Origin of the sequence: Methylibium sp., assembly GCF_031393925.1 — a bacterium.
GTDB lineage: Bacteria > Pseudomonadota > Gammaproteobacteria > Burkholderiales > Burkholderiaceae_C > Methylibium.
In genome coordinates, this window is the sequence record NZ_JANMWL010000147.1 from 1 (window position 1) to 21,678 (window position 21,678).

The 21,678-nt window shown below is 67.7% G+C and carries 23 protein-coding genes; 19 read left to right on the plus strand and 4 right to left on the minus strand.

The window, feature by feature from the left end:
- The 3 genes from RMO12_RS08350 to phaP form a co-directional block, all read right to left on the minus strand.
- The coding region (locus RMO12_RS08350; RefSeq protein WP_309638941.1) for a nitrite/sulfite reductase at positions 1 to 1,514 on the minus strand (1,514 nt) is incomplete at its 3' end.
- 36 nt (positions 1,515 to 1,550) lie between these two features.
- Positions 1,551 to 2,318 carry a sulfite exporter TauE/SafE family protein gene (locus RMO12_RS08355; protein WP_309624278.1) on the minus strand — a complete coding sequence of 256 codons (768 nt, stop codon included), beginning with the start codon at positions 2,316 to 2,318 and terminating at the stop codon, positions 1,551 to 1,553.
- Positions 2,319 to 2,677: 359 nt separating this feature from the next.
- Positions 2,678 to 3,226, minus strand: coding sequence for a TIGR01841 family phasin (gene phaP / locus RMO12_RS08360; RefSeq protein ID WP_309638942.1), 549 nt, complete (start codon positions 3,224 to 3,226; stop codon positions 2,678 to 2,680).
- Positions 3,227 to 3,420: 194 nt separating this feature from the next.
- Here phaP and RMO12_RS08365 point away from each other — a divergent pair, with 194 nt between their 5' ends.
- The 8 genes from RMO12_RS08365 to RMO12_RS08400 all read left to right on the plus strand — a co-directional run bounded on the left by RMO12_RS08365 (position 3,421) and on the right by RMO12_RS08400 (position 11,124).
- Positions 3,421 to 4,359, plus strand: coding sequence for a histone deacetylase (locus RMO12_RS08365; protein WP_309638943.1), 939 nt, complete (start codon positions 3,421 to 3,423; stop codon positions 4,357 to 4,359).
- On the plus strand, positions 4,356 to 4,808 hold the full coding sequence (locus tag RMO12_RS08370; protein ID WP_309624280.1) for a thioesterase family protein: 453 nt from the start codon (positions 4,356 to 4,358) through the stop codon (positions 4,806 to 4,808). The genes RMO12_RS08365 and RMO12_RS08370 overlap by 4 nt, the downstream gene beginning before the upstream one ends.
- A gap of 5 nt (positions 4,809 to 4,813) precedes the next feature.
- Positions 4,814 to 5,530, plus strand: coding sequence for a nitroreductase (locus tag RMO12_RS08375; RefSeq protein ID WP_309624289.1), 717 nt, complete (start codon positions 4,814 to 4,816; stop codon positions 5,528 to 5,530).
- 48 nt (positions 5,531 to 5,578) lie between these two features.
- Positions 5,579 to 5,779, plus strand: a complete 201-nt coding sequence (locus RMO12_RS08380; RefSeq protein WP_309624281.1) for a hypothetical protein — start codon at positions 5,579 to 5,581, stop codon at positions 5,777 to 5,779.
- A 5-nt stretch (positions 5,780 to 5,784) separates the two neighbouring features.
- Complete coding sequence (locus tag RMO12_RS08385; protein ID WP_309624282.1) at positions 5,785 to 6,789, plus strand: D-glycerate dehydrogenase; 1,005 nt, start codon at positions 5,785 to 5,787, stop codon at positions 6,787 to 6,789.
- 7 nt (positions 6,790 to 6,796) lie between these two features.
- Positions 6,797 to 8,365, plus strand: coding sequence for a glycine betaine ABC transporter substrate-binding protein (locus RMO12_RS08390; RefSeq protein WP_309638944.1), 1,569 nt, complete (start codon positions 6,797 to 6,799; stop codon positions 8,363 to 8,365).
- Between the two features lie 66 nt (positions 8,366 to 8,431).
- Positions 8,432 to 9,904 carry a DNA recombination protein RmuC gene (gene rmuC, locus RMO12_RS08395; RefSeq protein ID WP_309638945.1) on the plus strand — a complete coding sequence of 491 codons (1,473 nt, stop codon included), beginning with the start codon at positions 8,432 to 8,434 and terminating at the stop codon, positions 9,902 to 9,904.
- A 5-nt stretch (positions 9,905 to 9,909) separates the two neighbouring features.
- The gene (locus RMO12_RS08400; RefSeq protein ID WP_309638946.1) at positions 9,910 to 11,124 is read left to right on the plus strand and encodes an MFS transporter; all 1,215 of its coding nucleotides are present in this window, start codon (positions 9,910 to 9,912) and stop codon (positions 11,122 to 11,124) included.
- 351 nt (positions 11,125 to 11,475) lie between these two features.
- Here the strand turns inward: RMO12_RS08400 and RMO12_RS08405 are convergent, their stop codons facing one another.
- Positions 11,476 to 12,294: a pyruvate, water dikinase regulatory protein gene (locus tag RMO12_RS08405; protein WP_309624286.1), complete on the minus strand. Its 819-nt coding sequence runs from the start codon at positions 12,292 to 12,294 to the stop codon at positions 11,476 to 11,478.
- A 174-nt stretch (positions 12,295 to 12,468) separates the two neighbouring features.
- Here RMO12_RS08405 and ppsA point away from each other — a divergent pair, with 174 nt between their 5' ends.
- From ppsA to RMO12_RS08460, 11 genes are all read left to right on the plus strand, one after another.
- A complete protein-coding gene (gene ppsA, locus RMO12_RS08410) occupies positions 12,469 to 14,886 on the plus strand; it encodes a phosphoenolpyruvate synthase (RefSeq protein WP_309638947.1) in 2,418 nt (805 codons plus the stop codon).
- Between the two features lie 133 nt (positions 14,887 to 15,019).
- Positions 15,020 to 15,319 (plus strand): hypothetical protein, encoded by a 300-nt coding sequence (locus RMO12_RS08415; protein WP_309638948.1) that lies wholly within the window; start codon positions 15,020 to 15,022, stop codon positions 15,317 to 15,319.
- Positions 15,316 to 15,555: a DUF4212 domain-containing protein gene (locus RMO12_RS08420; protein ID WP_309625761.1), complete on the plus strand. Its 240-nt coding sequence runs from the start codon at positions 15,316 to 15,318 to the stop codon at positions 15,553 to 15,555. Before RMO12_RS08415 ends, RMO12_RS08420 begins: the two co-directional genes overlap by 4 nt.
- Complete coding sequence (locus tag RMO12_RS08425; RefSeq protein ID WP_309638949.1) at positions 15,533 to 17,629, plus strand: VC_2705 family sodium/solute symporter; 2,097 nt, start codon at positions 15,533 to 15,535, stop codon at positions 17,627 to 17,629. Before RMO12_RS08420 ends, RMO12_RS08425 begins: the two co-directional genes overlap by 23 nt.
- A gap of 128 nt (positions 17,630 to 17,757) precedes the next feature.
- Positions 17,758 to 18,147: a 30S ribosomal protein S6 gene (gene rpsF / locus RMO12_RS08430; protein ID WP_309625763.1), complete on the plus strand. Its 390-nt coding sequence runs from the start codon at positions 17,758 to 17,760 to the stop codon at positions 18,145 to 18,147.
- A 46-nt stretch (positions 18,148 to 18,193) separates the two neighbouring features.
- Positions 18,194 to 18,502 carry a primosomal replication protein N gene (gene priB / locus RMO12_RS08435; protein ID WP_309625764.1) on the plus strand — a complete coding sequence of 103 codons (309 nt, stop codon included), beginning with the start codon at positions 18,194 to 18,196 and terminating at the stop codon, positions 18,500 to 18,502.
- 32 nt (positions 18,503 to 18,534) lie between these two features.
- Positions 18,535 to 18,825, plus strand: coding sequence for a 30S ribosomal protein S18 (rpsR, locus tag RMO12_RS08440; RefSeq protein ID WP_309625765.1), 291 nt, complete (start codon positions 18,535 to 18,537; stop codon positions 18,823 to 18,825).
- 13 nt (positions 18,826 to 18,838) lie between these two features.
- Positions 18,839 to 19,291: a 50S ribosomal protein L9 gene (rplI, locus tag RMO12_RS08445; RefSeq protein WP_309638950.1), complete on the plus strand. Its 453-nt coding sequence runs from the start codon at positions 18,839 to 18,841 to the stop codon at positions 19,289 to 19,291.
- A gap of 171 nt (positions 19,292 to 19,462) precedes the next feature.
- Positions 19,463 to 20,878, plus strand: coding sequence for a replicative DNA helicase (dnaB, locus tag RMO12_RS08450; RefSeq protein WP_309625767.1), 1,416 nt, complete (start codon positions 19,463 to 19,465; stop codon positions 20,876 to 20,878).
- A 265-nt stretch (positions 20,879 to 21,143) separates the two neighbouring features.
- The gene (locus RMO12_RS08455; RefSeq protein WP_309625768.1) at positions 21,144 to 21,476 is read left to right on the plus strand and encodes a hypothetical protein; all 333 of its coding nucleotides are present in this window, start codon (positions 21,144 to 21,146) and stop codon (positions 21,474 to 21,476) included.
- On the plus strand, positions 21,476 to 21,670 hold the full coding sequence (locus tag RMO12_RS08460; RefSeq protein ID WP_309625769.1) for a hypothetical protein: 195 nt from the start codon (positions 21,476 to 21,478) through the stop codon (positions 21,668 to 21,670). The genes RMO12_RS08455 and RMO12_RS08460 overlap by 1 nt, the downstream gene beginning before the upstream one ends.
- Positions 21,671 to 21,678: the final 8 nt, after the last annotated feature.

A 21,678-nucleotide genomic window follows, 5' to 3' on the forward strand; every position in this document is an offset into this window, starting at 1 on the left:
AGCGTGGAGCCGTCGGTGCCGGCAAGCGACACCTGGTACCACTCCATGCCGTCCTTGTCGACGCCGAGGATGCCGATGTGGCCGCTGTGGTGGTGACCGCAGGAGTTGATGCAGCCGCTCATGTGCAGGTCGATGTCGCCGATGTCGTAGAGCTCGTCGAGGTCGTTGAAGCGCTCGCCGATGGCGGCTGCAATCGGTATCGAGCGCGCGTTGGCCAGCGCGCAAAAGTCACCGCCCGGGCAGGCGATCATGTCGGTGAGCAGGCCGATGTTGGGCGTGGCGAAACTGGCGTCGCGCGCCACCTGCCACAGCGCGTAGAGATCGGCCTCACGCACCCAGGGCAGCAGCAGGTTCTGGTCGTGCGTCACGCGCAACTCGCCGCACGAGTAGAGATCGGCCACGTCGGCAGCCGCCTGCATCTGCGTGTCGGTCACGTCGCCGGGCGCCTGGCCGGCGCGCTTGAGCGAGAGCGTGACGGCCCGGTAGCCGGCAAGGCGATGAGCATGGACATTGCGCTCGAGCCATTTGCGAAACGCCAACGGTCGGCCTTCGGTATCACCGCCTGCCGGCGTGGCCAAGCCGCCTGCGGTCAAGGCGGTTTCGCGCACGCCCTCGGGCAGACGAAAGCCGGCCGAAACGCGGTCGAACTCGGCCTGCGTCACGAGTTGGGCGTCGCCGTCCACATCGTGGTGCAGGATCGCGTCGAACTCGTCCTCGACCGATTTGACGAAGCGCTCGCCCTCGGCCTTGACGAGGATCTTGATGCGCGCCTTGTACAGGTTGTCGCGCCGGCCGTAGCGGTTGTAGACGCGCACGATCGCCTCGATGAAGACGAGGATCTGCTGCCACGGCAGGAACTCGCGCACCACGATGCCCGGGATAGGCGTGCGGCCCATGCCGCCGCCGGCCAGCACGCGAAAGCCCACCTCGCCGGCCGCGTTCTTGTAGAGGTGCAGGCCGATGTCGTGCCAGTAGGTCGCGGCGCGGTCCTCGGCCGCGCCCGTCACCGCGATCTTGAACTTGCGCGGCAGGAAGGCGAACTCCGGATGCAAGGTCGACCACTGGCGCAAGATTTCGCAGTAGGGCCGGGGGTCGACGAACTCGTCGGGTGCGATGCCCGCCAGCGCATCGCTGGTGATGTTGCGGATGCAGTTGCCGCTGGTCTGGATGCCGTGCATGTCGACCTCGGCCAGCAGGTCCATCACGTCGGCACCGTCGACCAGCGGGATCCAGTTGAATTGCAGGTTCTGGCGCGTCGTGAAGTGGCCGTAGCCGCGGTCGTGCACACGCGCTATCTTCGCCAGCTGGCGCAGCTGGCGGCTGGACAGCTCGCCGTAAGGCACCGCCACGCGCAGCATCGGCGCATGGCGCTGGATGTACCAGCCGTTTTGCAGCCGCAGCGGCCGGAATTCGTCCTCGCCGAGCGTGCCGGCGAGGTTGCGCTCGAGCTGGTCGCGGAACTGCGCGGCGCGCTGGTGGACGAAGCTGCGGTCGAAGGCGGTGTACTGGTACATCGGGGGGTGTGCAGTTAAGCGGAGTTCAGGCGGGGTTCAGACCAGGACCTTCGTGCCGGCCATCAGCAGCGCGGCGCAGAGCAGGCCGCGCACCAGCCGCTCCGTCATGCGTCGGGTGAGCTGTGCGCCGATCCAGATGCCGGGAATGGAGCCGACCAGCAGCGTTGCCAGCAGCGACCACTCCACGTGGCCAAGGCTTGCGTGGCCCAGGCCCGCGACCAGGGTCAGCGGCACGGCGTGCGCGATGTCGGTGCCCACCAACCGGCGGGTCGGCAGGCGTGGATGCAGCAGCAGGATGAGCGTCGCGCCGACGGCCCCGGCGCCGATCGAGCTGAGCGACACCAGCACGCCGAGCAGCACGCCCGCAGCCAAGGTCCACGGGGCCTTGCGCTGCTCGGGGATCCAGTGCTCCAAGCGCGTGCCGATACGCTGCCATGCAGGACCAAAGAACACCACCACCGCGGTGAGCAGGAGGGCGATGCCCAACGCCAGGGTCAGCGCGCTGGACCAGGCCTTGGTGATGCCGGTCAAGTGCATGCTGGCGATGGTCGCGAGGCTGGCCGGAATGCTGCCGGCCAGCAGTAGCCGCAGGATGCGCGCGTCGATGTTGTGCTGGCGCCAGTGAGCCAGCGAGCCCGAGATCTTGGTCAACCCGGCAAACCATAGATCGGTGCCGATTGCCACGGCCGGCGGCAGGCCGAACAAGCTGATCATGAGCGGCGTCATGAGCGAGCCTCCGCCGACGCCGGTCATGCCGACGATGGCGCCGACGCCAAAGCCGGTGAGGATCGCAAGGGGGTCCATGACGAATGCTGCGCTGCCGCAAAGTTACTGAAGTTCGGACTCTAGGGAAGTCGGACGCCCAAGCGAACAACAGATAAATGCGTTGCTTATGGCGCCAGGGCATAAAGCGCAGCAAGCTGGAATCGCGCAATGACGGTGCCGGCGACCATCAAGCGCCGCATCGCCGCCAAGACGCGGCAAGGCGCGCGGTGCCAAGCGGCGCACCAATAAAAACGGCCCGAGACAAGCTCGGGCCGAAAGGTACCTGGAACCCGGGGGTTCGCGGGGTACCGAGGAGACAATCTTCAGATGAAGGGGGTCTCGCTGGTTCAAGGGGACACGAAGGCTTGTGGCCGGTGCGTCCCCCTATCCTGGTTTGATCAGCGACGCGCCTTGGTGGTGGCGGCTTGCGTGGCCTTGACAGCCGACGTGTTGATCGCCTGGAAGTTGGCTTCGGCAACTTCTTGCGCTTGCTTGGCGGCCTTGGTCACGCTCTCGAGCGCGTTGTTGGCAGCGGCAACGGCAGACTTCACCAGGGCGACGGCGTTCTCGCTGCCGGCCGGAGCGTTCTTGACGGCCGAGTCGACCACCGCCATGAAGCTCTTCTGGCTTTCGGCCAGCTTGCCTTCGGCGATCTTGGTCACTTCGGCGCCGGTGCCGGCGGCGATCTCGTACAGGTGGCGGCTGTAGGCGGCGGCCTTCTCGGCGGCCGGTTGCAGCAGGCTGGCTTGCAGGGCGAGCAGTTCCTGCGCGTCCTTGACCGACAGCGAGGCCTTGGCGTGGTCGGCAGCTTCGCTCATGCCGGCCTTGGCGACTTGCAGGTTCAGGGCGACGAATTGCTCGACGCCTTCGAAGGCTTTGGTGGTCAGACCGAAAAGGGTGTCGACGTTGGCTTGATGAGCGGCCATCAGTTGTTCGGTATTCAGCATGTTCAAGGCTCCAGTGGGTTAGTTGCGATTTTGCTGCAACGATTGATGCACTGCAGCATGAACGCAAGTATATCGAGGGTTTTTCGCAGTGCAAGCCTTTTTTGTTGCGCCGCAACAATCTAGGCGGCCATCCCTGGAAACGGTACGTCCCGGCGCGGCTCTCGGCTGCCTGCGCCGCGCCGACAATGCGCGCCGTGAACGCCTACTACAGCGACCAGTACGCCTTGCCGCTGCCCGAGGGGCACCGCTTTCCGATGGCCAAGTACCGGCTGTTGCGCGAGCGGGTGGCGGGCGAACTGCAGCAAGTCAAGCTGCTCGAGGCGCCCGCGGCCAGCGACGCTGAGCTTGCGCTGGCGCATGAGCCCGGCTACGTGAGCGACGTGGCCTGCGGCCGGCTGAGCGCGGCGCTGCAGCGCGAGATCGGCTTTGCGTGGTCGCAGGCGTTGGTCGAGCGTTCGCGTCGCTCGGTCGGCGCGACCATCAGCGCCGCGCGCGACGCACTGGTCGAAGGCGTTGCCGCCAACCTGGCCGGTGGCACGCACCACGCTTTTGCCGACCGCGGATCGGGCTACTGCGTGTTCAACGACATCGCGGTGGCGGCGCGCTTGATGCAAGCCGAGCGTCATCGCCCGCGCCGGGCCCCGCTGCGCGTGGCCGTGATCGACCTCGACGTACACCAGGGCAACGGCACCGCGTCGATCTTCCGCGACGACCCCACCGTGTTCACGCTGTCGCTGCACGGCGCGCGCAATTTTCCGTTTCGCAAGGAGGTCAGCGACCTCGATGTCGAGCTGCCCGATGGCTGCCGCGACCAAGCCTACCTGCAGGCCCTCGACGCCGCGCTCGCGACGCTTTGGTCACGGCACGCTGACGCTGCGCCCGCTCTGTTGTTCTATTTGGCAGGCGCCGACCCGCACGAGGGCGACCGCCTCGGGCGCCTCGCGCTCAGCGCCGCCGGCCTGGCCGAGCGCGACCGGCGCGTCTTCGATGCCTGTGCGGCGCGCCGCATCCCGGTGGTGCTGACGATGGGCGGCGGCTACGGCCGCGTCATCGAGGACACGGTGGCGGTGCAACTCGCCACCTACCGCGAGGCGCTGCGCGGCTGGCTCGCCTTCCATAATCCGCTCCGATGAGCGATCCAAGCGTCGATGAACGACCGATGCCGCGGCTACGGGGCGACTACCGCCGCTTCGCGCCGATTGCAACGCGCTGGATGGACAACGACGTCTACGGCCACGTCAACAACGCCGTCTATTACAGCTACTTCGACACCGCGGTGAATCGCTACCTCATCGAGGCCGGCGCGCTCGACTTGCAGGCCACGCACGGCGTGATTGGCCTGGTGGTCCAGACGCAGTGCCGCTACTTCGCGCCGCTGGCGTTTCCTCAAACCATCGAGGCGGGGCTGCGGGTGGCCAGGCTGGGCCGATCGAGCGTGCGCTACGAGGTCGGCCTGTTCGCTGCGGGCGCGGCCTCGAGCGCAGCGCACGGCCACTTCGTGCATGTCTATGTCGACCGGGCGACGCGCCGCCCAGTCGAATTGCCCCCGACCCTGAAGAGCGCGCTGCAAGGACTGCTGTGACCGATATGCACACCATCATTCCCCCCGTCACCAACATCACCACGGCCGCGGTCGACGCGGCGATCGAGTCGCGCCGCTCGGTGCGCGCCTTCCTGCCCACGCCGGTGGCGCGCGCGACGGTCGAAGACATCTTGCGCGTCGCCTCGCGCGCCCCTTCGGGCACCAACACCCAGCCCTGGAAGGTGACGGTGCTCTCTGGCCCGGCACTACAGCGGCTCTGCGCGGCCATCCTGGCGGTGCACGCCGACCCGGCGCAGCTGGCCGAGCACAGCGAGGAATACGCCTACTACCCGCGCCAGTGGAAGGCGCCCTACATCGACCGGCGCCGCAAGGTCGGCTGGGACCTCTACGGCCTGCTCGGCATCGGCAAGACCGACAAGGCGCGCATGCATGCCCAGCATGGCCGCAACTACGCCTTCTTCGATGCGCCGGTGGGACTGGTCTTCACCATCGACCGCACGCTCGAGCAAGGCAGCTGGCTGGACTGCGGCATGTTCCTGCAAAACGTCATGGTCGCCGCACGCGGCCGCGGCCTGGACACCTGCCCACAGGCGGCGTTCACGCCGTTTCACCGCGTCATCGAACGCGAGCTGGCGCTGCCCGAGAGCGACATGCTGGTGTGCGGCATGGCGCTCGGCCATGCCGACCCGGGCGCGGTCGAGAACACCCTGGTCACCGAGCGCGAGCCGGTGGCGGGGTTCGCGCGCTTTCTCGTCGACTGACCCGGCGGCTTCTCGGGTGCAGGTCTTCGACGCGGCTCCTCGGCCGGCGTGGCGCTGTCCAAGCTCTACCCCGAAGCCCGCTCTGTCTGGGCGTGGGTCAAGGCCGGCTGGCACATCGCGCTGGGGTATGTGGTGGGCTACCTGGTGATGCTGGCGCTGGTCGGCTGGCATCCCCACCCGATCAATGACCGGGCCGTTGCGGCGTCGGTCGCACCGACTTCTGCCGCACCTGCGGTCTTTGCAAGATGAACGTCATGAACAAGCTCCGTCTCCCCGTGCTCGTCGCCCGCGCCGTGTTCCCCGCAGTGGTCGAGCGCCTGCGCACGCACTTCGATGTCGACGACAACCCCGAAGACCGCGTGTGGACCAAGCCCGAGCTGATCGCCAGGCTGCAAGGCAAGGCCGGCGCCTACATCACCGGCAGCGAGCGCATCGACGCCGCGGTGCTGGCGGCTTGCCCCGAGCTGCGCGCGGTGTGCAGCATGGCGGCGGGCTACAACAACATCGACGTCGAGGCCTGCACCGCGCGCGGCGTCGTCGTCACCAACACGCCCGACGTCGTCACCGAGACGACGGCCGACTTCGGCTTCGCGCTGATGATGGCCGCGGCGCGGCGCATGACTGAGTCCGAGCACTACCTGCGGCGCGGCGACTGGAAGAAGTGGCACTACGACCAGTTCATGAGCGGCGACGTGCATGGCGCCACCTTGGGTATCCTGGGCATGGGCCGCATCGGCCAGGCGATCGCGCGGCGCGGCGTGCATGGCTTTGGCATGAAGCTGGTCTATCACAACCGCTCGCGGCTCGCGGGCGACATCGAGCGCGGCCTGCATGCGCGCTACGTCGACAAGGCCACCTTGCTGCGCGAGGCCGACCACCTGGTGCTGGTGCTGCCGTACTCCAGCGCCTCGCACCACGCGATCGGTGCCGCCGAGCTGGCGCAGATGAAGCCCAGCGCCACGCTCACCAACATCGCGCGCGGCGGCGTGGTCGATGACGCGGCGCTGGCGGTGGCCTTGAAGGAGCGACGCATCGCCGCCGCGGCGCTCGACGTGTATGAAGGCGAGCCGAAGCTGCACGCGGGCCTGCTCGAAGTGCCCAACGTCGTGCTCACGCCGCACATCGCCAGCGCTTCGCTGGCCACGCGCCGCGCCATGGCCGAGCTGGCGGCCGACAACCTGATCGCCGCACTCGGGCAGGGGCCCGAGGCCGGCCGACCGCCAACACCGGTGAACCCGCAGGTCCTGCGCGTTGTGTGAGTGCCGCATGAAATGCCGGCCGGGCTTGGCGATGCGCGTGGGCGCGCTGGCGTTGCTGCTGGCGCTCGTGCTGACGTTCGTGCTGACGTTCGGGGGCGGCGCACTGGCCGCCAAGCCCAAGCCCGTGCAGGTCGGCTCCAAGCGCTTCACCGAGTCCTACATCCTCGGCGCGATCGTGACCGAGAGCCTGGCCATGGCGGGCGTGGCCGCGGAGCACCGCCCGGGGCTGGGCAACACCGCCGTGCTGGAGCAGGCGCTCGCCAGCGGCGGCATCGATGTCTACCCGGAGTACACCGGCACCATCGTGCGTGAACTGCTCCAGCGCGAAGGCAATCCGTCGCTGGCCCAGATCAACACCTGGCTCGCGCCGCGTGGCCTGAAGGCGAGTGCGCCGCTGGGCTTCAACAACAGCTATGCGCTGGCCTTGCGCGAGGCCGATGCCGAGCGCCTGGGTCTCGCGACTCTGTCTGACCTTGCCAGCCCGGCGGCACGCGGGCTGCGCTTGGGCCTGTCGCATGAATTCCTCGGCCGCGCCGATGGCTGGGCCGCACTGCAGCGCGCCTACGGCCTGCCGTTCGCCACCCCCGCGGGGCTCGACCACGGGCTGGCCTACACCGCGCTCGAGCAGTCGCAGGTGGACGTGATCGACATCTACTCCACCGACGCCAAGATCGGCCGCTCGGCCGTGCGCGTGCTGCGCGACGACCGCAACTTCTTTCCGCGCTACGACGCCGTGCTGCTGATGCGCACGGGCCTGGACGCAGCACCACTGCAAGGCCTGGCTGGTCGCATCGACGAGCGCCGCATGATCGCGATGAACGCCGCCGCCGAGCTCGATGGCCGACCCTATGCCGACGTGGCGCGCGAGTTCGTGGCGAGCCTGGCGTCGCCAACGCCGCCCGCCGCCGCCGCCGCCGCCGCCCCGGTCGCCAGTGCCCGCACGGCGCACGGCTTCTGGTCACGCCTCTTGGCCGACGACTTCGCGCGCCTGACGCGCCAGCATCTGTTGCTGGTGTTCGGCTCGCTCGCGCTGGCCGTTGTGGTCGGCGTGCCGCTGGGCGTGCTGGCGTGGCTGCGGCCGCGCCTCGGGCAAGTGCTGCTCGCCACGGTGGGCGTGATCCAGACGATTCCCTCGCTGGCGCTGCTGGCCTTCTTGATCGTGATCGTCGGCGGCATCGGCTTCGTGCCGGCGCTCGTCGCGCTGTTTCTCTATGCGTTGCTGCCGATCGTGCGCAATACGCAGACGGGGCTCGACGGCGTGGGCGCGGGCCTGTCGCAGGCGGCACGCGCGCTCGGCCTCACCCGCTGGCAGCAGCTCGTGCAGGTGGAGCTGCCGCTGGCCGCGCCGACGGTGCTGGCCGGCGTGCAGACGGCGGCCACCATCAACGTCGGCACCGCCACCATGGCGGCCTTCATCGGCGCGGGCGGTTACGGCGAGCGCATCGTCGCGGGGCTGGCGCTCAACGACACCGCGGTGTTGCTCTCAGGCGCGGTGCCGGCGGCGGTGCTCGCGCTCGTGGTGCAGGGCGGCTTCGGGCTGGCGCGGCGCGGGCGCGATCGGCGCCGAGTGCGGTGATGTGCGCGGCGATTTCCGCGCTGGTGGCGCGCCGTGACGCAGGCAGCGGCTGAGACAATCGAACGCATGACCGACTGGATGCTCCCGCTGCTCGTTGCACTCACGGCGTTGACGCTGTTGCTGGTCGGCTGGCTCGCCCGACTCGCCCTGCGGCCCAGCGACAACCGCGAGTTGCGCGAAGAGCTAGGCCGCAATGCCGAGGCGCTGCGCACCGAGATCGGCCGCAGCTCGGCGCTCACGCGCCAGGAGCTCGGCGCGACCTTGGCGAACTTTCAGCAGACCCTGCTTGCCCAACAAGGCGACGTGGCGCGCACGCAGAACGAACAGATCGACAGCTTTCGCACTCAGCTGGCCGCCACGCAGACCTCGCTCACCGACACCTTGCGCATCGCCACCGCGTCGCTGGCCAGCCAGGCGCAGGGCTCGCGCGAGGCGCAGGACGCGACGCTCGGGCGACTCTCCGAACAGCAGGCCAACAGTTTGAAGCGCTTTGCCGACACACAAAGCGAACAACTGCGAGCCCTTTCCGAGGCGACCGAGCGGCGCCTCGCGGAGATGCGCGTGGCGGTCGAACAGAAGCTCGGCGCGATCCAGGCCGACAACGAGAAAAAGCTCGAACAAATGCGCGCCACCGTCGACGAAAAGCTGCACGCCACGCTCGAGCTGCGTTTGGGCGAGAGCTTCAAGCAAGTGGCCGAGCGCCTGGAGCAGGTTCACCGCGGGCTGGGCGAAATGCAGACCTTGGCGCAGGGCGTGGGTGACCTGAAGCGCGTGCTCGGCAACGTCAAGAGCCGCGGCGTGTTCGGCGAGGTGCAGCTGGCCGGTCTGCTCGAACAAGTGTTCACGCCCGAGCAGTACGCCACCAACGTGGTGACGGTGCCTGGCAGCAACGAGCGCGTCGAGTTCGCGATTCGCCTGCCCGGGCGCAGTGACGACGGCGCGCCGCTGTGGCTGCCGATCGACGCCAAGTTCCCGCGCGAAGACTACGAGCGCCTGCTCGACGCCCAGGATCGCGCCGACAAGGACGCCGCCGACGCGGCCGCCCGCGCGCTCGAGCTGCGCGTGCGCGACGAGGCCCGCACCATCGCCGCCAAATACCTGGCGCCGCCGCACACCACCGACTTCGCGATCCTGTTCCTGCCCACCGAAGGCCTCTATGCGGAGCTGCTGCGCCGCCCGGGCCTGGGCGAGGCGCTGCAGCGCGAGCATCGCGTCATGCTGGCCGGGCCGACCACCTTGCTGGCCGTGCTCAACAGCCTGCAGATGGGTTTTCGCACCTTGGCGCTGGAGCAGCGCAGCTCCGAAGTCTGGAAGGTGCTGGGCGCGGTCAAGACCGAGTTTGGCCGCTTCGGCGAGGTGCTCGCCAAGACGCGCAAGAAGCTCGAAGAAGCCAGCAACACCATCGATGCCGCCGCCGTGCGCACGCGTGCCATCGACCGCCAGCTGCGCGTCGTGCAGGCGCTGCCCGAGGCCGAGGCGCGCGCGCTGTTGCCCACCGACGCCGCCTTCGACGACCCGGCCGAAGCGCCGCAGCCCTGAGCGCCATGTCGGCGAGCGCACCGCGGCCCGCCGCCACCGCGCCCGCCGCGTCGCTCACGGCCGCCTTGCTGCCGTTGATCGGGGCGCAGCTCTGCTTTCACGGCAGCATGGCCGGCGTGCGCATGGCGGCACCCTTGCTGGCCTTGCAGGACGGGCAAAGCGCCTGGGCGGTCGGCGTGTTGCTGGCGCTGTTTGCCGCCGCGCCGATCGCGCTTGCGCTGCGCGCCGGCCGCATGGTCGACCGCCACGGTTACCACCGGCCGGTGCGCGTGGCGGTGGCGCTCACCGTGGCCGGCGGTGCGCTCGCGGCGCTGGCCGTGTTGCTGCCGCTGCCGTGGCGCTATGCGGCGTTGTGCCTGGCCGCGGTGCTCTCGGGTGGCGGCGCCAACTTCGGGATGATTGCGATCCAGCGCACCGTCGGCCGGCTGGCGCGCGACACCAACGACTTGAAGCGCGTGTTCAGCTGGCTCGGCCTGGCGCCAGCGCTGAGCAACGTGGTCGGGCCGGTGCTGGCCGGCGTGCTGATCGACGGCGCCGGCTACGGCGCGGCCTTCACGGTGCTGGCACTGCTGCCGCTCGTGGGCTTGGCGGCGGCGCGGCGCGTGCCGGTAGCCGCCGCAGCGCCGTCCCCGGCGCAAAACCGCGGCCGGGGCGCCGCCTGGGATTTGCTGCGTGCCACGCCGATGCGGCGCCTCTTGCTTGTCAACTGGCTGCTGTCGAGCAGCTGGGACGTCCACAGCTTCGCGGTGCCGGTGCTCGGGCACGAGCGCGGCCTGAGCGCGTCGGCGATCGGCCTCATCCTCGGTGCGTTTGCGCTGGCGGTGGCGGGCGTGCGCCTGCTGATCCCGCTCGTCGCCGAGCGGCTGCGCGAGGGCGCGGTGCTGTCGGGCGCCATGCTGCTCACTGCCTTGACCTTCGCGGTCTATCCCTTCGCGCACAGCGCCTGGCCGATGGCCGCCTGTGCGGTGGTGCTCGGGCTGGCGCTGGGCGCGGTGCAGCCGATGATCATGTCGACGCTCTACCAGATCACGCCCGACGCGCGGCACGGTGAAGCCATCGCGCTGCGCTCGATGGCGATCAATCTGTCGAGCGCGCTGATGCCGCTGGGCTTCGGCATCCTCGGTGCGAGCCTCGGTGCTGCGACCCTGTTCTGGCTGATGGGCGCGGCCGTCGGCGCCGGTAGCTGGTCGGCCAGGAAGATGGGCGTGGGCGCTCAGTAGGCCGATGCGGGCGCTGCTTCGCTTCGATATGAGAGTGACGGTGCGGCGCAAAGCCGCGGGCGGGCGGCGTGCTCCACCGCACTGGAGCGCAGCCGACCGCCCGGCCGCGGTCTTGCGCAGCGCCGGCCGGCTCCGCCCCCGCCCTCACCCCAACCCTCTCCCCCGAGGGGAGAGGGAGCAAGAGCGCCGCGGGTTTGCGCAGACATGACCGGCTTCCATCCCAGCCTTCCTCAAAGGGGGAAGGAGCAAAGACCGCTCGCGGCTTTGCGCCGCCGGACCTCACGCAAGGCATCACCCGTCTGCACCAATGCGCTGGCTGCGCGCTGGAATTTGGCGTCTATCGACGCGCGCTCAGTAAATCAGCCGGTCCGGGCGGATGTCGCGCAGGATGGTCGTGGCGATCTCCTCGATCGACTTGTGCGTCGAACTCAGCCACGAGATGCCTTCGCGCCGCATCATCGCCTCGGCCGCGCTCACCTCGGCGCGGCAGTTCTCGATCGAGGCGTACTTGCTGTTGGGCCGGCGCTCCTGGCGAATGACCTGCAGCCGCTCCGGCGCGATCGTCAGGCCGAAGCACTTGCCTTTGTGCGGCGCCAGCGGAAGCGGCAGCGCGTTGCGCTCGAAGTCCTCGGGGATCAGCGGGTAATTGGCCGCCTTGACGCCGTGCTGCATGGCCAGGTACAGCGAGGTCGGCGTCTTGCCCGAGCGGCTCACGCCCACCAGCACCACGTCGGCGATGTCGAGGTTCTTGGACGACTGGCCGTCGTCGTGGGCGAGCGAGAAGTTGATCGCCTCGATGCGGTTGGTGTATTCCTGGCTCTTGGCGGCGTCGTCGAAACGGCCGACGCGGTGGTTGGACTTCATGCCCAGCTCGATCTCGAGCGGCTCGACGAAGGTGCGAAACATGTCGAGCACGAGCGCTCTCGACTGATTAACGATGTCGCGCACCGCCGCATCGATCAAGGTGATGAAGACGATCGGACGAAGGCCTTCGCGCTCGGCGGCACCGTCGATTTCTCGCAGCACCTGGTAGGCCTTGTCGGCGGTGTCGATGAACGGCCGGCGCACATGCCGCGGGCGGCCCGGAAACTGGTTGAGGATGGAATTTCCGAAGGTCTCGGCGGTGATCCCGGTGCTGTCGGAGATGAAGAACACGGTGCGGTTTTGCATGGGCCGGCGCGCGAGGGCAGCAGGGAGGGGGTCCGTACAATCTACGTCAATTTCTGCCCGCATCAGCATGAGCCCCACGCCAACAACAACAAGACATGGCGTGAGCGCGGTCGGCTGGGTTCGCGCCTGGACGCGAGCGGGCAACCCGCATTCATCACATCACGGAGTTTGCCCATGTCCACCTTCGATGCGACCGCCCTGGTCGTCCCGCTCGAACATCTGAGAATGACCGATGTCGAGGCGGTCGGCGGCAAGAACGCCAGCCTCGGTGAAATGATCTCGCAGCTCGCCGCCTCGGGCGTGCGTGTGCCCGGTGGCTTTGCAACCACCGCCCACGCCTTTCGCGAGTTCCTGCAACAAGGCGGCCTGGCCGAGCGCATCAACGCCAAGCTCGCCACGCTCGACACCGATGACGTGCGCGCGCTGGCCGCCGTGGGCGCGCTGATCCGCGGCTGGGTCGAGGCCCAGCCCTTTCCGGCAACGCTCGAAATGGCGATCCGTGCCGAGTTCGAACGGCTCACCGAAACCAGCGCAGGCGCGTCGTTCGCGGTGCGCTCGTCGGCCACCGCCGAAGACCTGCCGGACGCGAGCTTTGCCGGCCAGCAGGAGACCTTCCTCAACGTGGTGGGCATTGACGAGGTGCTGGCCAAAACGCGCGAAGTGTTCGCCAGCCTCTACAACGACCGCGCCATCAGTTACCGCGTCCACAAGGGCTTTGCGCACCACGACGTGGCCTTGTCGGCCGGCGTGCAGCGCATGGTGCGCTCCGACCTCGGCGCGGCCGGCGTCATGTTCACCATCGACACCGAATCGGGCTTCAAGGACGTGGTGTTCATCACCTCGAGCTACGGCCTGGGCGAGACGGTGGTGCAGGGCGCCGTGAACCCGGACGAGTTCTACGTCCACAAGCCCACGCTCGCCGCCGGCAAGCTCGCCATCATCCGCCGCAATCTCGGCTCCAAGCTCATCAAGATGAGCTTCACCACGCCCGAGGAAAAGGCCGCCAGCGGCAAGTTGGTCAAGACCGTCGACACCGCACCCGAGCAGCGCAACCGCTACTCGCTCAGCGACGCCGACGTGGCCGAGCTGGCGCGCTATGCGCTCGTCATCGAGCAGCACTACGGTCGGGCGATGGACATCGAGTGGGGCAAGGACGGCACCGAGCACAACGGCAAGGGCCAGCTCTACATCCTGCAGGCGCGCCCCGAGACGGTGAAGAGCCAGTCCGAGGGCAAGGCCGAGCAGCGCTACAAATTGAAGGAGCAGGGCGCGGTGTTGGTCGAGGGCCGCGCCATCGGCCAGAAGATCGGGACCGGGCCGGTGCGCATCGTCCACAGGCTGGCCGACATGGACCAGGTGCAGCCCGGCGACGTGCTCGTCACCGACATGACCGACCCGAACTGGGAGCCGGTCATGAAGCGCGCCTCGGCGATCGTCACCAACCGTGGCGGGCGCACCTGCCACGCCGCGATCATCGCGCGCGAGCTGGGCATCCCGGCGGTGGTCGGCTGCGGCGATGCGACCGAGCGGCTCAAGGAAGGTGCGCTCGTGACCGTGGTCTGCTCCGAGGGCGACACCGGCTACATCTACGACGGCCTGCTCGAGTCCGAGATCACCGAAGTGCAGCGCGGCGAGATGCCGTACTCGCCCATCAAGCTGATGATGAACGTGGGCAATCCGCAGCTCGCCTTCGACTTCTGCCAGATGCCCAATTCCGGCGTCGGCCTGGCGCGGCTCGAGTTCATCATCAACAACAACATCGGCGTTCACCCGAAGGCGATCCTCGACTACCCCAACGTGCATGCCGACCTGAAGAAGGCGGTCGAGTCGGTGGCGCGGGGGCATGCGTCGCCACGCGCCTTCTACGTCGACAAGCTGGCCGAGGGCATTGCCACCATCGCCGCGGCGTTCTGGCCCAAGCCGGTGATCGTGCGGCTGTCGGACTTCAAGTCCAACGAATACAAAAAACTCATCGGCGGCTCGCGCTACGAGCCGGAGGAAGAGAACCCGATGCTGGGTTTTCGCGGCGCTTCGCGCTACCTCAGCGCCGAATTCGGCGAAGCCTTCGCCATGGAATGCGAGGCGCTGCGTCGCGTGCGCACCGACATGGGCCTCGTCAACGTGGAGGTCATGGTGCCGTTCGTGCGCACCCTCGAGCAGGCCAAGCGCGTGGTCGCCATGCTGGCCGAGCAGGGCTTGAAGCGCGCCGCGGCCGGCGGCACCGACGGCCTGCGCGTGATCATGATGTGCGAGGTGCCCAGCAACGCGATCCTGGCCGAGTCCTTCCTCGAACACTTCGACGGCATGTCGATCGGCTCGAATGACCTCACCCAGCTGACGCTCGGCCTGGACCGTGATTCCGGGCTCGCGCTGTTGGCGGCCGACTTCGACGAGCGCGATCCGGCCGTCAAGGCCTTGATCTCGCGCGCGATCGCCGCCTGCCGCGCCACCGGCAAATACATCGGCATCTGCGGACAGGGGCCGAGCGACCATCCTGACTTTGCCGACTGGCTGGCCGCCGAGGGCATCGAGTCGATGTCGCTGAACCCCGACACCGTGGTCGAGACTTGGCAGCGTTTGGCCAAGCGCTGATGTGGCAGCGCCCGGCCAGCCGCTGATGCGCCGAATTGCGTCCCCGCGTCTCGCCGCGGGTTAGCCGCGACTGTGCAGCAGCGGGGCCCGCGGCCAGAATCGCGTCCCCGCACGTTTTGCCCCGAGACGACGCATGCTGCTGTTGGTGAGCGCTATCAAGCTGGTGGCTGAAATCGCCTTGTTCTCGATGCTCGGTCGCTGGCTGCTGGGCCTGATGGCCGGCGCGGGGCGCGAGCGCAACTTGTTCTACCAGGTGCTCGGCGTGTTGGTGCGCCCTTTCACCGCGGCGCTGCGGGTCGTCACGCCGCGCGCCGTGATCGATCGCCACCTGCCGCTGCTGGCCTTCGTGGCGCTGGCCTGGGTGTGGTTGTTCGCGCTGCTCGAAAAGGTGAGTCTGTGCCGCGCCCTTGTCGCGCAGGGTCTTTGTCCATGAGTCTTTACTGGCGCAAGACCTCGAGGCTCACCGCGGTGCTGCTGTCGATCTGGTTCGTGACCAGCTTCGTGCTGGTGTACTTTGCGCGCGACCTGAATTTCCGTTTCTTCGGCTGGCCCCTGAGCTTCTACATGGCCGCGCAGGGCTCGCTTGCGATCTACCTGTTGTTGGTGTGGTTGTACGCGCGCTGCATGGACCGGCTGGACCAAGAGCATGGCAGCGCCGCCAGGCACTGAAGTCGCTCGCGCGGCCGCCTTCAAGCGCAGTCTCGACCGCGTCTACGCCTGGTACACGGTTGGCTTCCTCGCCTTCGTGCTGACCCTGGGGGCGCTCGAGCGCCTGGGCTTGCCCAAGCGCTGGATCGGAGTGATCTTCCTGCTCGCCACCGTGGGCCTCTACGCCGGCATCGGCCTGCTCAGCCGCACCACCGACGAGGCCGAGTACTACGTTGCCGGGCGGCGCGTGCCGGCCATGTACAACGGCATGGCCGTCGGCGCCGACTGGATGAGCGCAGCGTCCTTCATCGGCCTGGCCGGCACGCTCTACCTGAGCGGCTTCGACGGCCTGGCCTTCATCCTGGGCTGGACCGGAGGCTATTGCCTGGTCGCCATGCTGCTGGCGCCTTACCTGCGCAAGTTTGGCCAATTCACCATTCCCGACTTCCTGGGCGAGCGCTACGGTGGCAACGGCGCGCGCCTGGTCGGCATCGTGAGCGCCATCCTGTGTTCGTTCACCTACCTGGTGGCGCAGATCTACGGCGTGGGTCTGATCACGGCGCGCCTGACCGATTTCGCGTTCGAGATCGGCGTGTTCGTTGGCCTGGGCGGTGTGCTGGTCTGCTCCTTCCTCGGCGGCATGCGGGCGGTGACGTGGACGCAGGTGGCGCAGTACATCGTGCTGATCGTGGCCTACCTCGCTCCGGTGGTGTGGCTCTCGGTCAAGCAGACGGGCGTGCCGCTGCCGCAGGCAATTTACGGCCTCCAGCTCGAAAAAATCAGCGCCGCCGAGCAGCAGCTCAAGACCGACGCGAAGGAACTCGAGGTCATCAAAGCCTACAGGCAGCGCGCCGACGACGCGGCGGCCAAGCTCGACAACGTGCCGGTGGCGATGCAGATCGATCGCGTGGCCGCCAAGCAGCGGCTGGCCGACCTGCGTGCCGCAGAGGCGCCGCTGCCCGAGGTGCAGTCGGCCGCGCGCGCGCTCGGCGCCTTGCCCACCACCGAGGCCGAGGCGCGGCGTGTCTACCAGGCTGCCAAGAGCGGCAACGAGGCGCGTGCCCGGCCGCTGGCCGGCATGCCCGACCATGCGCAGCAGTTCGCCGGCAACCCCGAGGGCGATGCGGGCGAGCGCCAACTGTTCGACGACTCACGCCGCAATTTCCTGGCGCTGGTGTTCTGCCTGATGGTGGGCACCGCCGGGCTGCCGCACATCCTGACGCGCTACTACACCACGCCTTCGGTGCGCGAGGCGCGCGAGTCGGTGACGTGGTCGCTGTTCTTCATCTTCCTGCTCTACGTGACCGCGCCCGCATTGGCGGTGCTGGTCAAGTACGAAATCTTCACCAACGTGGTGGGCACGCCGTTCGACCAGTTGCCGGCCTGGATCGGCAACTGGGCCCGGGTCGACGCCAGCTTGATGTCGGTCGTCGACATCAACCACGACGGCGTGCTGCAGCTCGGCGAAATGAAGATCGGCGGCGACATCATCGTTTTGGCCATGCCCGAGATCGGCGGGCTGCCCTACGTCATCTCCGGCATGGTGGCCGCGGGTGGGCTGGCCGCGGCGCTTTCCACCGCCGACGGCCTGCTGCTGACGATCACCAACGCGCTGTCGCACGACCTCTACTACAAGATGATCAATCCGGCCGTCCCGACCTCGCGGCGTGTGACGCTGTCGAAGATGCTGCTGCTGGTGGTGGCGCTCGCGGCCGCTTACGTGGCCGCGCAAAGGCCCGCCGACATCCTGTTCCTGGTTTCCGCGGCGTTCTCGCTGGCGGCGGCCGGCTTCTTTCCGGCGCTCGTGCTGGGCATCTTCTGGAAGCGCGCCAGCAGCCTGGGCGCGGTGGCCGGCATGATCTGCGGCCTGCTGACGACGCTCTACTACATGGTCCACAACCAGGTGGGGCTGCGCGAGGCGCTGGGAGTCACCGATCCGGTGAGTCTTTGGTGGGGCATCCAGCCGATCTCGGCCGGCGTGTTCGGCGTGCCGGTCGGTTTTGCAGTGATCGTGCTGGTGAGTCTGGTGAGCCCGGCCCCGGGCCCCGAGGCACTGGCGCTCGTCGAGCGGCTTCGTTCGCCGAACCCGCGCTGAGCGCAGGCGTGCCTCTATAATCGCCGGTTTCGCCTTGCCGCACCCTGGCCACGACATTGACGTGACTCAAGCGGGGCGGCTTTCGCGCCGAGGCCTTGTGCCGAGGCGCAAACCCACAAGGAGATCCGATGCGTCATTATGAAATCGTGCTGCTGATCCACCCGGATCAAAGCGAACAGGTTCCGGCCATGCTGGAGCGCTACAAGGGCCTCGTCACTGCGGCCAGTGGCAAGGTTCACCGTGTCGAGGACTGGGGCCGTCGCCAGCTGGCCTACCAGATCAACAAGCTCGCGAAGGCGCACTACCTTTGCCTGAACATCGAGTGCAGCAAGGAAACGCTGGACGAGATCGAGACCGGTTTTAAGTTCAATGATGCGGTGCTGCGTCACCTGACCGTGCTCAAGAGCAAGGCCGAGACCGCGCCTTCGGTCATGATGAAGGCCGTCGAGCGCGAAGAGTCGCGCAAGGCGCCGCCGCAGCAGCAGCAACAACAAACACAGCAGGAAGCGGCCGCCTGAGTTCGGTGAAGTCGCGCGTCACCCTTCGCCCTGTCGACTGCGCGGCATGAATCGCGTGGTCTTGCAGGCCCAGGTGGTGGAGCGTGGCCAGATGCGCTACACGCCCGCCGGCTTGCCGGCCCTCGACTTGAGCCTCAGGCACGAGTCGCAAGTGTCGGAAGCCGGGCACCCCCGCAAGGTTTCTTTGGAGATGCGCGCGGTGGGGATCGGCGCGGTGGCCGAGAAGATCGGCAAGCTCGCGGTGGGAGACACCGCAGGCTTTGCAGGCTTTCTCGGCAATACCCGCAACGGCAAGGGCGTGTTGCTACACATCACCGAGTTCGACGCGACGACACCTGTCACGCCATCGCCTTGAGTCTCTAGTTTTTTGCTTTTCAGGAGTTCACTATGCCCCCGCCCCGTGGTAAAGGCCGATTCGGCAAAGACAAGCGCCCCAAGCGCAACACCCAATCGCTGCTGTTTCGCCGCAAGCGTTTCTGTCGCTTCACCGTCACCGGTGTCACCGAGATCGACTACAAAGATGTCGACACCTTGCGTGACTTCATCGGCGAGAACGGCAAGATCACGCCGGCTCGCCTGACCGGCACGCGTGCCTTCTTCCAGCGCCAGCTGTCGACCTGCATCAAGCGGGCGCGCTTCCTCGCGCTGCTGCCGTACAGCGACCAGCACCGCACCTGAGGAGCGCCGCACCATGCAAATCATCCTGTTGGAAAAAGTCGCCAACCTCGGCAACCTCGGCGAGGTCGTTCGCGTCAAGGACGGCTACGCGCGCAACTTCCTGATCCCCAGCGGTGCCGCACGTCGCGCCACCGACAAGGCGGTCAAGGAGTTCGAAGTCAAGCGCGCCGAACTCGAGAAGGCGGCCGCCGCCAAGCTCGCCGCGTCGCAAGCCGAAGCCGAGAAGCTCAGTGGCAAGGCCGTGAGCATCACGCAGAAGGCGGGCGTCGATGGCCGCCTGTTCGGCTCGGTCACCAACCACGACATCGCCGCCGCCCTGAGCAAGGCCGGCTTCGAGGTCGTCAAGTCGCAGGTGCGCCTGCCCAACGGTCCGCTCAAGACCGTCGGCGAGCACCCGGTGACGGTGGCCTTGCACACCGACGTGCTGGTCGACGTGAACGTGATGGTGGTCGGCGAAACCGACTGAACGCCGCCGTGCGTTGAGTGGGAGGGCCGGCGCATGCCGGCCCTTTCGCTTTTGCAGCTCGAGAATCCACCGGCTGTACACAGCTCACCCCCTGCTTTGCCCACAGATTCGCGGACAAGTCCTCACGCTTTTGCGCTGGCGGCAAACGTTTAACTTTCCTAGCATCCTCCAATGGCAGCTGTTTTCCAGATACCCGATGTGGCAAGGCCGGTGGACGACGAGGTCGCGCGCATGCGCATACCGCCGCACTCGGACGAGGCCGAGCAGAGCGTGCTCGGAGGCCTGCTGATCGACAACGGCGCCTGGGACCGTGCCGGCGACCTGCTCGGTGAAGGCGACTTCTACAACTTCCACCACAAGCTCATCTATGCGGCCATCGGCTGGTTGATCAACGCGACCAAGCCGGCCGATGTGATCACCGTTCACGAGCGGCTGCAGTCGCTCGGCAAGGCCGATGAAGTCGGCGGTCTGGCCTACCTCAATGCGCTGGCGCAGAGCGTGCCGAGTGCGGCCAACCTGCGCCGCTATGCCGAGATCGTTCGCGAGCGCGCGATCCTGCGCAAGCTCGTCGAGGCGAGCAGCGAGATCGCCACCAAGGCCTTCAACCCGCAGGGCCGGGCGGTTTCGCAAATTCTCGACGAGGCCGAGGCCCAGATCTTTCGCATCGGTGAAGAAGGCTCGCGCAACCGCCAGGGCTTCCTGCCGATGACCGAGCTGGTGGTGCAACTGATCGACCGCGTGACCGAACTGGCCGAGAACGGCGCCGAAGAAGTGACCGGCGTGCGCTGTGGCTTCTACGACCTCGACCGCATGACCGCCGGCCTGCAGCCCGGCGACCTGGTGGTGCTGGCGGCGCGCCCTTCGATGGGCAAGACCGCCTTTGCGCTCAACATCGCCGAGCACGTGGCTGTCAACGAGGGCCTGCCGGTGGTGGTGTTCTCGATGGAAATGGGCGCTTCGCAACTGGCGCTGCGCATGGTGGGCTCGCTCGGGCGCATCGACCAGCAGAACCTGCGCACCGGACGGCTGCGCGACGACGAATGGGGGCGCCTCACCGAAGCGGTCGACAAGCTCGGCAAGGCCAGCATCTACATCGACGAGAGCGCCGCACTCACCCCCAGCGAGCTGCGCGCGCGTGCGCGCCGTCAGGCACGGCAATGCGGCCAGCTCGGCCTGATCGTGGTCGACTACCTGCAGCTCATGAGCGGCAGCGGCGGCGGCAGCGACGAGAACCGCGCCACGGTGCTGGGTGAAATATCGCGCGGCCTGAAGTCGCTCGCCAAGGAGCTGAAGTGCCCGGTGATTGCGCTGTCGCAGCTCAATCGCAGCGTCGAGAGCCGCACCGACAAGCGGCCGATGATGAGCGACCTGCGCGAATCCGGCGCGATCGAGCAGGACGCCGACGTGATCATGTTCATCTACCGCGACGACTACTACAACAAGGAGTCCTCCAAGGAACCGGGCGTCGCCGAGATCATCATCGCCAAGCAGCGCAACGGCCCGGTGGGCACCGCCAAGCTCACCTTCCTCAAACCGCTCACCAAGTTCGACAACCTGGCGCCGGGCGGCTCGGGCAGCGATTACTAAAGCGCGGTCGTAAACAAGAGGTCAAACGTGTGCCGCGATTCGAGAGCGTGTCGGTGCAAGGCCGCTGCTCCCTCGCTTCTCTGGGCAGAGAGTTCGGGTTGACCCGGGGCTGCGAAAAAAGCCCCGGCGGTCTTGCTCCCTCTCCCCAGCCCTCCCTACAGACGCGAGGGAGCAAGAACGCCGACAGGGAATTGCACCGGCCGCATTGACGGGGCCGATCATGTACATACACTGTCCATAATCGGCATCGACAAGGAGAAATCGCATGGCAGCCGCCGTCGAACGCATCGTGGTGCAAGCCACCGTCCAGGACAAGAAGGCCATCGCTGCCAAGGCCAAGCGGCTCGAGTTGCCGGTCTCGGAACTCATGCGCCGCGGCGCCTTCGCTTACGAGTCGAAGGAGGCCGACGCGGAACTGGCCACGCTCGCCGATGCCGCCAGGGGCGCTGCCGAGCGCGCGGGGGCATCCATCGACGATGCGCTCGCCTTCATCGAGGCGAGCAACAAGCGCATCGGGGCGATGGAAGCCAAGACCACCAAGGCGGCGAGATCGACAAGATCGACAAGAGGGGCGGCAAGCGCGCGCAAGGCCGCCTGATGGGCGTCACCGACCGGGTCTGGGGTGCGTTCACCTCGATGATCAAGCTCGAGGACAAGGTGAGTCGGCAGTCCGAGGCGATGAAGCTGCAGCAGATGAAGATCGAAGACCTGACCGGCCGGGTGATCCGGCTCGAAACCCAGCTCGAAATATTCACCGCCGCGGCGATGATCAAGCGGCTCAAGGCCGAGTAGGCGCGACG